Here is a 14,903-nt window from a genome sequence, read left to right as displayed (position 1 = left end):
CATGTGTCAGTTTTCTTCTTCGAGCCAGCAGGTCCCGTGCTGCGCGAGCATGGCGCTCGACGCGGCCGGTCCCCACGAGCCTGCCGTGTAGGGCTTCGGCTGACGGGGCGCCGTTGCCCACTCGTTAAGGATCGGCTCGACCCACTTCCAGGCCGCTTCCTGTTCGTCGCGGCGCACGAAAAGCGCGAGCCTCCCATGGATCACGTCGAGCAGCAAGCGCTGATACGCCTCCATCTGACCTTCGCGGAAGAATCGATCGAACGCAAGGTCGAGGTACACGCTTGCGAGGTTCATCCCCTCGCCGGGCTGTTTCGCGAGGCAATACAGGCGAATGGTTTCGTTCGGCTGCAGGCGGATCACGAGGCGGTTCGAACCGGCACGCAGCGCGCTCGGGCCGAGCGCCGAGTGCGGTACCGGGCGGAAGTTCACCACGATTTCCGCGACGCGGTCCGCGAGTCGCTTGCCAGTGCGAAGGAAAAACGGCACGCCGGCCCAGCGCCAGTTCTCGATTTCCACCTTGAGCGCGACGAACGTTTCGGTGCGGCTGTCCGGCTTCACGCCCGGCTCGGTCGCATAGGCCGGCACGGGCTGGCCGCCGCTCACGCCTGCTTGATACTGGCCGCGCACGGCGACCTTGTTGATGTCGTCGGCGTCAATGGGTTTGAGCGCCCGCAGCACGCGCAGCTTCTCGTCGCGCACCGAGTCGGAATCCATCGAGTGCGGCGGCTCCATCGCCACGATCGACAAGAGCTGCAACAGGTGGTTCTGCACCATGTCGCGCAGCGCGCCGGTGTTGTCGTAAAAGTTTCCGCGCGCCTCGACGCCAAGTTCTTCCGCGATCGTGATCTGGATGCTCTCCACCCATTCGCGGCGCCACAGCGGCTCGAAGAGCGCGTTGCCGAAGCGCAGCGCGAGCAGGTTTTGCACCGGCTCCTTGCCGAGGTAGTGATCGATCCGGTAGATCTGCTCTTCGGCGAAGATCTCGCCGACGGCATCGTTGATCGCATTCGACGACTTGAGGTCGTAGCCGAGCGGCTTTTCCAGCACGATGCGCGCGTTGCTGTTCAACCCGACCGACGCGAGGGCCTGGCAGATCGGCACGAAGAGCGACGGGCCCGTCGCGAGATAAAACACGCGGATGCCAGGTAGCGGCGCGATGGCCTCGCGCAGCGTCGCGAAGTCTTCGGCGCGCGAAAGGTCGAGCTTCACGTAGTCGATGCGCGCGAGAAAGCTGGTCCACGCGGCCTCGTCGAGGCCGTTTTTCGCGGCGTAGGGCTTCACGTGCGTGTCGACCCACTCGATGTACTGCGCGCGGTTCTCTTCCTGGCGTGCGACGCCCACGATCTTGCCCGCCTCAGCGAGCATGCCCGAACGGTGCGCCTCGTACAGGGCCGGGAGGATCTTGCGCATCGACAGGTCGCCGGTGCCGCCAAAGAGAACGAAGGTAAAGCCGGAATCAGTCGGGAATTGCATAGTCTCCAACGCAGTGCTGAGGGGCCGCTGCAGGAGAGCTCGGGCGGCCGTAGTCCGATAAAATTTTTTTTGACACTGAATTGTAGTTTAACTACAATCCAAATCAAGAGGTAACGTTCATTCGATGAAAAAAGCGTGGCCAACAGCGGTATAACGGCATCGGCACGCGCTTTCCACGGGTGGACGGAACATCCCTCATGCCATTGGACGAGAAATTCGTCGTTTGGCGAACTGGGCGGCCGGGTGGGGCTGCCCTGAGGGACGTGGGGCCGCGTGACGTAGCGGCGCCTCGACTTGCCGCAGGCGCCGGGCAATCTGCATGTTGCTCGCCGCGCCGGTGAAAAACAGAAGAGGAGACAATCAGTTGCTTCCCGAATCACTCATCTCTTGAGCGTCCGGCGGCTGCAAGCCGGCACGCTGTCCGTGCGCGTTTGATGAAAACACACGCGCGCGCGGCACTCCGGCGCCCGGCCGTCCCGTGTTTTGCCTGTTTGAACCACAACCACACCCTGGCGACATCAGGGGTCAATCGTTTTGTTCAGGTGTCTGGAGGAGAAAAGTTATGACGATGAAATTCCGGGCGATCGCAGGTGCCCTGTGCGCCGCAAGTCTGATGGGCAGCATCGCGACGGCGCAGGCAGCCGAATCCCTCGAAGTGCTGCACTGGTGGACGTCGGGCGGCGAATCGAAAGCCATTGGCGTCCTGAAGGACGACATGACGAAGCAGGGCTTCGTGTGGAAGGACTTCGCGGTCGCCGGTGGCGCGGGCGCGGCGGCCATGACCGCACTGAAGACCCAGGTGATTTCGGGCAACGCGCCGACCGCCGCCCAGATCAAGGGTCCGCTGATCCAGGAATGGGCTTCGCAGGGCGTGCTCGTGCCGATCGATGCCGCTGCGGCCGACTGGAAGACCAACCTGCCGCCGCAGATCGACAAGATCATGCGCGCGGATAACCACTACGTCGGCGCGCCGTTCTCGGTGCACCGCGTGAACTGGGTGTGGATCAACAAGGCGGCGCTCGACAAGGTGGGCGGCAAGGCGCCGACCACGTGGCCGGAATTCTTTGCGCTCGCCGACAAGATGAAGGCCGCCGGTATCCAGCCGGTCGCCGCGGGCGGCCAGCCGTGGCAGGACCTGACGCTGTGGGAAGACGTGGTCCTCTCGCAGGGCGCGGACTTCTACAAGAAGGCGCTCGTCGACCTCGACCAGAAGACGCTGACGTCGCAGCAGATGGTCGGCGTGTTCGACACGGTCCGCAAGATCGAAGGCTATATGGATAACGCCCGCACCGGCCGCGACTGGAACCTCGCGACGGCGATGGTCATCAACGGCAAGGCCGGCATGCAGTTCATGGGCGACTGGGCGAAGGGCGAGTTCGCGAGCGCCGGCAAGGTGCCGGATAAGGACTACGTCTGCGCACCGGTACCGCACACGGAGAAGGCCTACACTTTCAACGTGGACTCGTTCGTGTTCTTCCAGCAGAAGGACCAGAAGGCGGCGACGCCGGGTCAGATCGCGCTCGCGAAGACCATCATGAGCCCGGCGTTCCAGGAGCAGTTCAGCCTGTACAAGGGTTCTATCCCGGTCCGTCTGGGTGTGGACATGAGCAAGTTCGACGCGTGTGCGAAGCGGTCGTACGCTGACGAGCAGATCGCGATCAAGGCCGGTGGCTACGTGCCGTCGCTCGCGCACGGCATGGCTCAGCCGGACGCGGTCGCCGGTGCGATCACCGACGTCGTGACGAAGTTCATGAACTCGACGCAGGACTCGAAGAGCGCAGTCGAAGCGCTCGCGAAGGCAGCGAAGACGAAGTAAGCAGGGTGAGTTCCGCGCGCGGCGTGCGAAGCGCCGCGCGCGGCCCCCTGGACATGACGGTTCGACCTGAACCCAATCATCGTGCGAAACCCTCTTTCGCACTGCACCAGGAGTTACGCAGTGACTGCTTCTCTTAGCGGTAACGGCAAGGCGGCGACGGCTGCTGCCCGCCGCGCGTCGCAGACGGCGGCGTTCGCAGACCGCTGGATCCCGAAGCTGGTGCTTTCGCCCAGCATTCTGATCAGCCTCGTATTTGTATACGGCTTCATCCTCCTGACCGGCTGGCTGTCGCTGTCCACCTCGAAACTGATGCCGCGCTACGAGTTCGCCGGCCTCGATCGCTATCGCGAACTGTTCGAGAACGACGTCTGGTGGACTTCGGCGCAGAATCTCGGCTGGTTCGGCGTGCCGTTCATCGGCATCTGCGTGGCGCTCGGGCTTTTTCTCGCGATCCTGCTCGACCAGCAGATTCGCCAGGAAGGCGCGCTGCGCGCGGTGTTCCTTTATCCGATGGCGCTCTCGTACATCGTCACCGGCACGGCGTGGCAGTGGATCATGAATCCCGATCTCGGCATCCAGGGCGTGCTGCACGACTGGGGCTGGACGAGCTTCACGTTCGACTGGCTCAACAATCCGGACAGGGCCATCTTCTGCATCGTGGTCGCTGCCGTCTGGCAGTCCACCGGCTTTTGCATGGCGCTCTTCCTCGCCGGGCTGCGCGGCGTGGACAGCGAAATCTTCAAGGCCGCCCAGGTGGACGGCGCGACGCTCCCGACGATCTATCGCAAGATCGTGATCCCGAGCATGCGTCCGGTGTTCTTCTCGGTGCTGCTGATCCTGTGCCACATCACGATCAAGACGTTCGACCTCGTCGTCGCGCTGACCGCGGGCGGGCCGGGCACAGCGTCGTCGCTGCCTGCGATCTTCATGTACACGTTTTCGTTCAACCGCGGGCAACTCGGCGTCGGCGCGGCCTCGTCGATGATGATGCTCGCCACCGTCGTGGCCGTGCTCGTGCCGCTGATGTATCTGGAATCGAGGAGCACGCGCAATGCAGCCTAAGATGACGGTGAGCCGCGTGGTCGTCTATGCGGCGCTAATCCTGTTCGCGTTGTACTTCCTGTTTCCGCTCTACGTGATGCTGTCGACATCGTTCAAGGATCTCGACGAGCTTCACCAGGGCAACATGCTGACGCTGCCCGCGCATCCGAGCTTCGTACCGTGGGTCAAGGCGTGGAGCGGTGCCTGCACCGGCGTGCGCTGTGACGGTATGCAGCCGTTCTTCATGAACTCCGTGAAGATGGTGATTCCGGCCGTTCTGATTTCGTCGATCATCGGCGCGTTCAACGGCTACGTGCTCACGCACTGGCGTTTTCGCGGCGCGGATGCGCTCTTCACGATGCTGCTCGTGGGCTGCTTCATTCCGTTCCAGGCGATCCTGCTGCCGATGGCGCGCCTGCAAGGCTTCTTCGGCCTCTCGAACACGATCGGCGGCCTCGTGCTCGTGCACGTCGTGTATGGCATCGCGTTCACCACGATGTTCTTCCGCAACTTCTACGTGAGTGTGCCCGCCGAACTCGTGAAGGCCGCGCGCATCGACGGCGCCGGGTTCTTCATGATCTTCACGCGCATCCTGCTGCCGATCTCGCTGCCGATCTTCATGGTGTGCCTGATCTGGCAATTCACGCAGATCTGGAATGACTTCCTGTTCGGTATCGTGTTCTCGGGCGTCGATTCGATGCCGATTACGGTGGCGCTGAACAATCTCGTGAACACGTCCACGGGCGTGAAGGAATACAACGTCGACATGGCCGGCGCGATCATCGCCGCGCTGCCCACGCTGCTCATCTACGTGATCGCCGGCCGCTACTTCGTGCGCGGCCTCACGGCGGGCGCGGTGAAGGGCTGATACGGGGGCTTATCCCCAAGTTTGAGAAAAGGATTCACAGCATGGCAAGCCTTTCCATTCGCGACGTCTACAAGACCTACCCGAACGGGGTGCCCGTCCTGAAGGGCGTGAACATCGACATCGAGGACGGACAGTTCCTGATTCTCGTCGGCGGTTCGGGCTGCGGGAAGTCGACGCTGCTCAACATGATCGCGGGTCTCGAAACCGTCACCAAAGGCGAGATCTCCATCGACGGCAAGGTGGTGAACAACCTCTCGCCGAAGGACCGCGATATCGCGATGGTGTTCCAGTCGTACGCGCTGTATCCGTCGATGACGGTGCGCGAGAACATCTCGTTCGGCCTGAACATCCGCAAGGTGCCCAAGGGCGAGCAGTCGCAGATCGTCGAGCGCGTCTCGAAGCTGCTGCAGATCCAGCATTTGCTCGACCGCAGGCCGGGTCAGCTCTCGGGCGGCCAGCGCCAGCGCGTCGCGATGGGTCGTGCGCTCGCACGCGACCCCGTCATGTTCCTGTTCGACGAGCCGCTCTCGAACCTCGACGCGAAGCTGCGTATCGAGATGCGCTCGGAAATCAAGCTGTTGCATCAGCGTCTCGGCACGACGATCGTCTATGTGACGCACGACCAGATCGAGGCAATGACGCTCGGCGACCGCATCGCGGTGATGAAGGACGGTATCGTTCAGCAGTTCGGCGCGCCGCAGGAGATTTACGATTCGCCGTCGAACCTGTTCGTGGCGGGCTTCATTGGCGCGCCGCCGATGAACTTCATCGACGGCAAGCTCGTGGAGCAGGGTGCGGGTGTGGGTCTTGAACTCGACACGGGTGTTGCCCGCAGCGTGCTGAACCTGCCGTTCGATGTGAACAAGTTGCGCGGGCATGTTGGTCAGAATGTGGTGCTCGGCCTGCGGCCGGAGCGCATCACCGATGCGCGCAGCTCACACGATGGCCATGGCCACGAACTGCAACGCCATACCGTGAAGGTGGACGTGATCGAGCCGACCGGGCCGGATACGCTGGTGTTCGCGCAGGTCAACGGCAAGCGCATTGTGAGCCGCGTGCACCCGAGCGCGAATCCGCAGCCGGAGAAGGAGATGGAACTGCTGTTCGATGTTTCGAAGGCGGTGCTCTTCGATCCGAAGTCGGAAGAGCGGATCGCCTGATACGAGCAGAGAGGTGGCCTCACTCGTTCGGACAGTCATCTGAGATTTTTAAGTGGAACGTCCGAGGCAATCATGCTGCCGATTTGATCGCAGGCAGCGTCGCGAAGTATGCCTCATCCGGGGTCTGATCCGCCAGGCTCGAATGGGGCCGTTTCCGGTTGTACAGCTCGACGTATTCGCCGATGGAGCGCCGGGCATGGCTGACCGACTCGTACGCTTTCAGGTAGACCTCTTCGTACTTGATGCTGCGCCACACCCGTTCGACGAACACGTTGTCGCGCCAGGCCCCTTTGCCGTCCATCGACAGCCGCACGCCCCGGCTCAGCACCGCCTCGGTGAACGCGCCCGCCGTGAACTGGCTACCCTGATCGGTGTTCACGATGTCGGGCAGTCCGTAGCGGGCGAACGCCTCTTCCAGCGCCTCGACGGCGTGCGTGGCTTCCAGCGTGATGGCGACCCGGTACGCGAGAATCTTGCGGCTCGCCCAGTCCACCACTGCCGTCAGGTACACGAAGCCGCGCGCCATCGGAATGTACGTCGTGTCGAGGGCGAACACCTGATTGGCACGCTCGATCTTCATGCCGCGCAGCAGGTACGGCCAGATCTTGTGCTGCGCGTTGCGGCGGCTCGTGTTCGGCTTGCAGTACAGCGCCTCGACGCCCATGCGCTTCATCAGCGTGCGTACGCGACGGCGACCCACCTCATGGCCTTCCCGGCGCAACAGGCGCGCCAGCATCCGCGCCCCTGCAAATGGGAACTCCATGTGCAGTTCGTCGATTCGCCGCATCAGCAACTGATCGACCTCGCTGACCGGCTGCGCCCGGTAATATGCGCTCGATCTCGCGATGCCAACCAGTCGCGTCTGTCGCGAAACCGGCAGCGCATGCGTACAGTCAATCATCGCTTTGCGCTCAGCAGTCCGGCTTTGCCGAGCGCTCCTGACAAAAAATCGTTCTCCAGCGTCAACTGCCCGATCTTCGCGTGCAGCGTTTTCACGTCCACCGGCGGATCGCTCGACGGTGCACCTGTCGCACCAAACACGTCTGCCGCACGCTCCTGCAACTGCCGCTTCCATTCCGTGATCTGGTTCGGATGTACATCAAACTGCTGTGCCAGTTCGGCCAGCGTGCGCTCACCTTTGACCGCTGCCAGTGCCACTTTCGCTTTGAACGCCGCTGAGTGCGTCCGTCGGGTTCTCTTCGTCATTTCCTCGGTTCCTTTGCCAGCATTATCGCTGGCTCAGGCCCCGGCCAAACCACTTATCCGACTGTCCGAATTTGCGCGGCCACCTCTCAGTGTTGGCGATTTAATGCAAAAGCCTCACGTGCGGGTTGCGCGTGAGGCTTTTTTATCGGTTCTTCGTAGATTTCCGGGGCAGGACTCTGTTTGACCCGAAGTGGTCTTTCCCGCTCACGGCGACACCTGTGTCTCACGTGAGAACATAACGGCCACTAGCCCTTATGGAACAGCGAGACTGGTTAGCACACACCGGGCATGACCTTGTCCGGGAGCATCCACATTGCTACCGCGTAACGCAATAAGGCAGCCACGCCCGATCAGGTTTGCTTGTCGAGCATCGACGTCACGACGATCGCCTTGACCTGGTTTCGTCCGGACGACTTCGCCTCGTACAACTGTTCGTCCGTGATCGAAACGAGTTGCTCCGGGCCGCCTCCGTCTGCCGGATGGTATGTCGTACAGCCGATGCTGACCGTCACCTGTCCAGTTTCGCTTCCCGGATTCGCGATGCGAAGTGACTCGACATTGCGACGAATCGTTTCCGCGATTTCGAGGGCGGCTTCGTGGCCCGTATCCGGCAACACGACCACGAATTCCTCGCCACCGTATCGGGCCACGAGGTCAATCGACCGTCTTGCCGACGATGCGATACACCCCGCGACGGTCGCGAGAATGTCGTCGCCGGCTGCATGCCCATAGGTGTCGTTGAACAGCTTGAAGCGGTCGATGTCGATGAACAGCATCGAGAGTTCGCTGTGTCCATCGCGCACAGCACGAATCCACTCAGCCTGAAGCCGGTCGTCGAGTGTGCGACGGTTTTTCAGCTTCGTCAGCGGATCCGTGGCGGCCAACTGAGCGAGTTCGGCCTGCGCGCGTAGCTTGTCGCGCAAGGTGAACGCGAGAAGCCAGGCGCCGACGGTCAGCACCAGCCCCCAGAGGACCGAGGCGGCAGCGGTAATAAAAAACTGGCGCCGCCAGGCCCTCATCACATCGTCCGTCGCTGGCGCCACGACCGCAATGAAAGGCAGCCCCTTGACACGCTGGTAGGTGTAGATCCGTTGGATACCGTCACTTCCGGTCGCGATAGTCGAGCCACTATCGCGCTGACGCATTTCCGCGAAAGTCGGGCGCTGGGCAACGCTCGTGCCAACTGGCCGATCGGACCCAGGCTTCGCTCCGAGGACTGTTCCGTCTGCCGACAGGATCTCGACCAATCCCGGCTTCTCTACGTCGATCGTGTCGAGAAGTCGCTGGAAGCTTTCCAACTGGACCGTGAAAAGGGCGATGCCCGCGAACGACCCGTCTGGACCGCTGATACGACGGGTGAGCGCGATGGATAGCTTGCCGTCCGGAAACCGGGAGCGAAGGGGGTGGGAAATGGCGAGGCCCATCGCCGGGTTACGCTGCTGCTCGATGAAATAGTCGCGATCGCGCAGCGCCAACGCGGGGTCCCGGTTCAGGCCATCAGCGGACGCAACGATCCGCCCGGAGGCGTCGATAATGAGTTTTCGGTCAACAAAGGCGCTGTCCGGCAGACTCCGAAACAATCCGTTATCTTGCAGCGCGGTGGATAGAGGCCCCGCTTTTAGTTGTTCGATGCTGCGTATCAGGTCCAGAAGCTGAACATCGTAGAACTCGAAGTTACGTTCAAGGTCGAGCGCGATAAGCGAACTCATATTCCTCGACGTTTCCCGTGCGTGGTCGATTGTCTCGTCGCGACCGGCCACCATCACGACGAAGGGGAGCGCGATCACCACGACCGCGAAAATGGTGCCGGCAATGCCTACGGCATACGGGTGGCCGCCCGTCCTGCGGATAGCGGCTGCGATTCCTCGCGAGATGAGTCCGCGCAATTGCGCCCCGATCGATCTGGAAGACGCACCCTTGACATCATCGTCCATGGACGGCCACCGCTAAACATGTTGGAAGTGCGCCTTGGTTCTTACCCCTTACCTGCCGATTAGCGCAGAGATCATGAACCGTCGTATTCAGGCTCTGCAGGGCGCCTCTTGACCCCGCCGGGGGTTAGTTCACCCGTAGCGCTGATCCTGCAATGGGTTGCCGGTACAGTACGCTGAATCACGCAGGACTGGGTGCTGCGGGGCCGGTTCGCGCCTGGGCATGCGTTGGTGCGCACTGGCGAGCCAATGGCAAGGTCGATCAGAAGGCTTTGTCTTATAGCGTGCGGGAGACTGCAATACAGTGAACCGTGGACATCGGAACGTCGTAGCGAGACGTTAAGCAAATGTCACATCCTGGCCGACTACGGTCCGTCCGTTAGCGGTCTTCCACGAAATCCGCGAAGCACTCTTTTTCGAGGGAACGCATCACGTATCCTCACGATACGTCCCCTTACGACTGAAGGCGCACCGGTCAGCGCGGCGTATGTGCTCCAGCGGGACCAACCGCTTGCGGCTGCAACAGCACGAGCACCGCGCCCGCGCCGCCATCGTGCGGCCGCGCCTGGCAGAACGCGATCACTTCTTCCTTCTGCACGAGCCACGCGCGCACCTTGCCCTTTAGCACCGGCCCCTTCCCGACCGAGCCGAGTCCCTTGCCGTGAATCACGCGGACACACCGCAGCCCGCGCTTGCCCGCTTCACGGATGAACGTCTGCAGCGCCTCGCGCGCTTCTTCGCGGCGCATGCCGTGCAGGTCGAGTTGCGCCTGCACGATCCACGTGCCGCGTCGCAGCTTTTTCACGACCTCGTCGCTGATGCCGGGGCGGTGGTAGTAGAGCGAGTCGTCCGTGTCGAGGAGCGCTTCGGGATCGAAGTCGTCGGAGATGGCTTCGTGCAGCACGGCCTGCTCGTCGCGCTGCGTCTGGAGGGGCAGCGGCACGGGCGCCGCGCGGCGCGCCGGCGAGCGCGGGGGTGCGTTCAACGGCGCGATGGTGCCGATCTCGCGGCGGAAGAGTTCGCTGTCTGCGTCGGCTTCTACGCGGGCCGCAAGCGCCGCCGCGCGTTCACGCTCGCGCTGGCGGGTCTGCACCTTCAACGCGTCGCGCAGGCTGCCTAGCCCTCCAAAGCCCGCGGCGAGATTGCCCTTCTCAGTCGTGACAGCAGGTGTCGTGGCAGTGGGTTCGGGCGCGGCGGGGCGTTGTGCAGCGGGACGCTTGGGCTCGCCGGGATGAGGCTTGTTCTTCGGCATGGCGGAAGGCGTTGTCGTGGTCGTCTGGTTTCAACCGCCGCCTGGCGCGCGAGGTGCGCCCGCAGTGCGGCGAGTGTAGCGATGGAAGAGGCTCTTATATCGACATGGCACCGGAAATCGCGCCGACAGCCGGGTGGCGATCGCAGCAAAAAATCGCAGCACAAATTCCGGGCACAAAATCGCGGCACAAAAGAAAAGGGCCGCCGGCTGGCTGGCCGCGGCCCTGATTCCGGTGCGCCGACAGGCTTCAGACCGCTATTTTAGCCGTCTGCGCCCGCCAGCGCCGGAAGCTTTCAGCGCTCGGCTTCTGCGCTCATGACGTGCGGCTGGGCGATCTCGTGGATGCTCTCGAGATAGCGCTGCGCGTCGAGCGCGGCCATGCAGCCGGTGCCGGCGCTCGTGATCGCCTGGCGATAGACGTGGTCCTGCACATCGCCCGCCGCGAAAACGCCCGCCACGCTCGTGCCGGTGGCGTTGCCGTTCAGCCCGCCGTTCGTGATGATGTAGCCGTTCTTCATCTCGAGCTGGCCCTGGAAGATATCGGTGTTCGGCTTGTGGCCGATCGCGACGAAGAGGCCCTGCAGGTCGAGGTCGGTCGTCTCGCCGGTCTGCGCGTTCTTGATGCGCAGGCCGTTCACGCCGCCTTCGTTGCCCTTGACTTCGTCGAGCACGTGATTCCACTTGATCTCGACGACGCCTTCCTTTTCCTTCTCCAGCAGGCGGTCGATCAGGATCGGCTCCGCGCGGAACTTGTCGCGGCGGTGGATCACCGTCACCTTCTTCGCGATGCCCGCGAGGTACAGCGCTTCTTCGACGGCCGTATTGCCGCCGCCCACCACTGCGACGTGCTGGTTGCGGTAGAAGAAGCCGTCGCAGGTCGCGCAGGCCGAAACGCCGCGGCCCATATACAGCTCTTCGCTCGGCAGGCCGAGGTACTGCGCCGACGCGCCGGTCGCGATGATCAGCGAATCGCAGGTGTACTCGCCCGAATCGCCGATCAGGCGGATCGGCTTTTCATCGAGCTTCGCCGTGTGGATGTGATCGAACACGATTTCCGTGTTGAAACGCTCAGCGTGCTCGAGGAAACGCTGCATCAGTTCCGGGCCCTGCACGCCGTTCGCGTCGGCGGGCCAGTTTTCGACGTCGGTCGTCGTCATGAGCTGGCCGCCCTGCGCGAGGCCGGTGATGAGGAGCGGTGAAAGGTTCGCGCGAGCCGCATAGACGGCGGCGGTGTAGCCGGCGGGGCCGGAACCGAGAATCAGGACTTTGGCGTGTTTGGTTACAGACATGGTCGAAATCCGTAAAAAGGCGCTGCGTATGACGCTACAGAGACAGACGCTGAAAAGCGCGCTGTAAAGCGAGACCGCCCGGCGGTGCGACAGGGCACACACATGGATATGGGCATCAGGGCGCAATTATAAAGGCCGGGGCCTGCCCGCGCCTCATGAAGCTTCCTGATCGTGCCGATAGCCTGTACGTGGGCGGGCGGTTGGGCGGCAGCGGATGTGCCGGGATGCGAGGCACGGCGCGGCGCGCCCGCCAGTGCGCGACAATGCGCCACGCGCGCTGGTTCGGCCCTGAGCGCGGCAGCGCCACTGTTGCCGGTAACCGTCATTTACAGCCGGGGCCGAAACAACACGTTTACAATAAGCCGGATCGGACGAAAGGCGGCTGCGCGGGTCCGCTGCATCAGCCTGCAGCGCGCGCCGGCCGCGAACGCATCAAGGATCAGCACCAGGATTCAATGGCCAAAGCTACCTATTCCGCGCAGGCGCAGGCATTGCCCCATCGCATGTCGCGCCTGTTCACCGAAATCCGCTGGCTCTTGCAGGTCGCGCTCGGCGTCTTCCTGCTGATGGCGCTCATCAGTTACAGCCGCCTCGACCCCAGCTGGACCCACGCCGCCCATGTCGATCACATCTCGAACTGGGCGGGCCGCGTCGGCGCGTGGACCTCTGACATTCTGCTGCTGCTGTTCGGCCTCTCCGCCTACTGGTGGGTCGTGCCGCTCGCCCGGCGCATTTCCGCGAACTATCGGCGCATCACGCTCAACGAAGCGCTCGCCGACGATGACGACAAACCGCGCGACCACAGCTGGATCACCGAAAGCCTCGCGTTCGTTCTCGTGCTGCTCGCGAGCGACGGCATCGCGGCGTTGCGCATGTGGTCGCTCAGGGTGCAATTGCCGCGCGAGCACACGCCCGGCGGCGTGGTGGGCGATGCCGTGGCGCGCGGTGTCTCGCACGCGTTCGGCTTCACCGGCGGTACGCTCGCGCTCCTGCTGGCGCTCGGCATCGGGCTGTCGCTGTATTTCCGTTTCTCGTGGCTGTCCGTGTCCGAGAAGGTCGGCGAGGCGCTCATCAATGCGGTCACGCTCGCGAGGATGCGCCGCGAGGCACGGAGCGACCGCAAGCTCGGCGAGGCCGCGGCCGTCAAGCGTGAAGGCAAGGTCGAGAGCAGCCGCGTGAAGATCGAGGAGCACGAGCCGGTCATGATCGTGCCGCCGGTGGCCACGCCGCAGCGTTCTGAGCGCGTCGAGAAAGAGCGCCAGGTGCCGCTCTTCACCGACCTGCCGGGCGATTCCACGCTGCCGGCCATCTCGCTGCTCGATCCGGCGCCCGCCACGCAGGAAACGGTCTCCGACGACGCGCTCGAGTTCACGTCGCGCCTCATCGAGAAGAAGCTCAAGGATTTTGGCGTTGAGGTCGCCGTGGTGGCCGCGTATCCGGGCCCCGTCGTCACGCGTTACGAAATCGAGCCGGCGACCGGCGTGAAGGGCAGTCAGATCGTGGGTCTCGCCAAGGACCTCGCACGCGCGCTGTCGCTCGTGTCGATCCGCGTTGTGGAGACCATTCCCGGCAAGAACTACATGGCGCTCGAATTGCCGAACCAGCGCCGCCAGACCGTGCGCCTGTCCGAGATTCTCGGCTCGACGGTTTATGCGGACGCGCCGTCCGCGCTCACCATGGGTCTCGGCAAGGACATCGGCGGCAAGCCCGTGTGCGCCGACCTCGCGAAGATGCCGCACCTGCTCGTGGCCGGTACGACCGGCTCGGGCAAATCGGTCGGGATCAACGCGATGATCCTGTCGCTGCTCTACAAATCGAGCGCCGAACAGGTCCGCATGATCCTGATCGATCCGAAGATGCTCGAAATGAGCGTCTACGAGGGCATACCGCATCTGCTGTGTCCGGTCGTGACCGACATGCGCCAGGCCGGTAACGCGCTGAACTGGACCGTCGCCGAAATGGAGCGCCGCTACAAGCTCATGAGCAAGGTCGGCGTGCGCAATCTCGCGGGCTACAACAACAAGATCGACGAGGCAACGAAGCGCGAGGAAAAGATTCCGAATCCGTTCAGCCTCACGCCGGACGATCCGGAGCCGCTCGCGAAGCTGCCGCACATCGTGGTCGTGATCGACGAACTCGCCGACCTCATGATGGTGGTCGGCAAGAAGGTTGAAGAACTGATCGCGCGTATTGCGCAGAAGGCGCGCGCGGCGGGCATTCACCTGATCCTCGCGACCCAGCGGCCTTCGGTGGATGTGATCACCGGCCTCATCAAGGCCAACGTGCCGACGCGCATGGCGTTCCAGGTGTCCTCGAAGATCGACTCGCGCACGATTCTCGACCAGATGGGCGCCGAGTCGCTGCTCGGCATGGGCGACATGCTCTACCTGCCGCCGGGCACCGGCCTGCCCGTGCGCGTGCACGGCGCATTCGTCTCCGACGACGAAGTGCATCGCGTGGTCGAAAAGCTCAAGGAGCAGGGCGAGCCGAACTATATCGACGGCCTCCTTGAAGGCGGCGTGGCAGGCGAGGGCGACGAAGGATCGGCGGGCGCGGGAACCAGCGGCACTGGAGATGAGTCCGATCCGCTGTACGACCAGGCCGTCGAAGTGGTCGTCAAGAACCGGCGAGCGTCGATTTCGCTCGTGCAGCGGCATCTGCGCATCGGCTACAACCGGGCAGCGCGGCTGCTCGAACAGATGGAGCAATCGGGGCTCGTTTCCGCGATGTCGTCGAGCGGCAACCGCGAGATTCTCGTACCCACGCGCGACGCCGACGCTTGATACCGACGCGGCCGCGCACCTCCCTTTCCCTATGGAGAACGTTTTGAAGCAGTTCCAGGCAGGACTTTCCACCCGTTTTGTCCA

At 63.3% G+C, this 14,903-nt stretch carries 10 protein-coding genes; 5 read left to right on the top strand and 5 right to left on the bottom strand.

Going from position 1 to position 14,903, the window contains the following annotated elements; genetic code table 11:
• Positions 1-6 precede the first annotated feature (6 nt).
• Positions 7-1,473: a glucose-6-phosphate dehydrogenase gene (gene zwf, locus L0U80_RS10995; protein ID WP_233864041.1), complete on the bottom strand. Its 1,467-nt coding sequence runs from the start codon at positions 1,471-1,473 to the stop codon at positions 7-9.
• Between the two features lie 568 nt (positions 1,474-2,041).
• Between zwf and L0U80_RS10990 the strand changes: the two genes are divergently transcribed.
• From L0U80_RS10990 to L0U80_RS10975, 4 genes are all read left to right on the top strand, one after another.
• Entirely contained in the window at positions 2,042-3,289 is a 1,248-nt protein-coding gene (locus tag L0U80_RS10990; protein WP_233865866.1) for an ABC transporter substrate-binding protein, read from the top strand.
• A 120-nt stretch (positions 3,290-3,409) separates the two neighbouring features.
• Positions 3,410-4,351 (top strand): carbohydrate ABC transporter permease, encoded by a 942-nt coding sequence (locus L0U80_RS10985; protein ID WP_233864039.1) that lies wholly within the window; start codon positions 3,410-3,412, stop codon positions 4,349-4,351.
• Positions 4,341-5,198 (top strand): carbohydrate ABC transporter permease, encoded by an 858-nt coding sequence (locus L0U80_RS10980; protein WP_233864037.1) that lies wholly within the window; start codon positions 4,341-4,343, stop codon positions 5,196-5,198. The genes L0U80_RS10985 and L0U80_RS10980 overlap by 11 nt, the downstream gene beginning before the upstream one ends.
• Positions 5,199-5,239: 41 nt before the next feature.
• Positions 5,240-6,358, top strand: coding sequence for an ABC transporter ATP-binding protein (locus L0U80_RS10975; protein ID WP_233864035.1), 1,119 nt, complete (start codon positions 5,240-5,242; stop codon positions 6,356-6,358).
• A 70-nt stretch (positions 6,359-6,428) separates the two neighbouring features.
• On the opposite strand, the gene L0U80_RS10970 is transcribed toward L0U80_RS10975, so the two are convergent.
• From L0U80_RS10970 to trxB, 4 genes are all read right to left on the bottom strand, one after another.
• Positions 6,429-7,564, bottom strand: a protein-coding gene (locus L0U80_RS10970; RefSeq protein ID WP_373322092.1) for an IS3 family transposase whose coding sequence is annotated in 2 segments (ribosomal slippage) — positions 6,429-7,309 and positions 7,309-7,564 — 1,137 coding nt in all. Because the reading frame shifts where the segments join, the coding sequence is not laid out codon by codon here.
• Positions 7,565-7,914: 350 nt separating this feature from the next.
• Positions 7,915-9,354 carry a GGDEF domain-containing protein gene (locus tag L0U80_RS10965; RefSeq protein WP_233864033.1) on the bottom strand — a complete coding sequence of 480 codons (1,440 nt, stop codon included), beginning with the start codon at positions 9,352-9,354 and terminating at the stop codon, positions 7,915-7,917.
• A 616-nt stretch (positions 9,355-9,970) separates the two neighbouring features.
• Complete coding sequence (locus L0U80_RS10960) at positions 9,971-10,747, bottom strand: Smr/MutS family protein (protein ID WP_233864032.1); 777 nt, start codon at positions 10,745-10,747, stop codon at positions 9,971-9,973.
• 293 nt (positions 10,748-11,040) lie between these two features.
• On the bottom strand, positions 11,041-12,036 hold the full coding sequence (trxB, locus tag L0U80_RS10955) for a thioredoxin-disulfide reductase (protein WP_233864031.1): 996 nt from the start codon (positions 12,034-12,036) through the stop codon (positions 11,041-11,043).
• Positions 12,037-12,491: 455 nt separating this feature from the next.
• Here trxB and L0U80_RS10950 point away from each other — a divergent pair, with 455 nt between their 5' ends.
• Complete coding sequence (locus L0U80_RS10950; RefSeq protein WP_233864030.1) at positions 12,492-14,819, top strand: DNA translocase FtsK; 2,328 nt, start codon at positions 12,492-12,494, stop codon at positions 14,817-14,819.
• The last annotated feature ends 84 nt before the right edge of the window (positions 14,820-14,903 follow it).

The organism is Paraburkholderia adhaesiva, assembly GCF_021390575.1.
Taxonomy (GTDB): Bacteria; Pseudomonadota; Gammaproteobacteria; order Burkholderiales; family Burkholderiaceae; genus Paraburkholderia; species Paraburkholderia adhaesiva.
Note: the sequence above shows the minus strand (reverse complement) of the source record. Positions and strands in the feature narration are given on the sequence as shown.

Excerpts from the sequence above, each read along its gene's own strand:
- zwf (WP_233864041.1), bottom strand. The coding sequence starts at position 1,473 with ATGCAATTCCCGACTGATTCCGGCTTTACCTTCGTTCTCTTTGGCGGC.
- L0U80_RS10980 (WP_233864037.1), top strand. The coding sequence starts at position 4,341 with ATGCAGCCTAAGATGACGGTGAGCCGCGTGGTCGTCTATGCGGCGCTA.
- L0U80_RS10950 (WP_233864030.1), top strand. The coding sequence starts at position 12,492 with ATGGCCAAAGCTACCTATTCCGCGCAGGCGCAGGCATTGCCCCATCGC.
- L0U80_RS10990 (WP_233865866.1), top strand. The coding sequence starts at position 2,042 with ATGAAATTCCGGGCGATCGCAGGTGCCCTGTGCGCCGCAAGTCTGATG.
- L0U80_RS10975 (WP_233864035.1), top strand. The coding sequence starts at position 5,240 with ATGGCAAGCCTTTCCATTCGCGACGTCTACAAGACCTACCCGAACGGG.
- L0U80_RS10960 (WP_233864032.1), bottom strand. The coding sequence starts at position 10,747 with ATGCCGAAGAACAAGCCTCATCCCGGCGAGCCCAAGCGTCCCGCTGCA.
- trxB (WP_233864031.1), bottom strand. The coding sequence starts at position 12,036 with ATGTCTGTAACCAAACACGCCAAAGTCCTGATTCTCGGTTCCGGCCCC.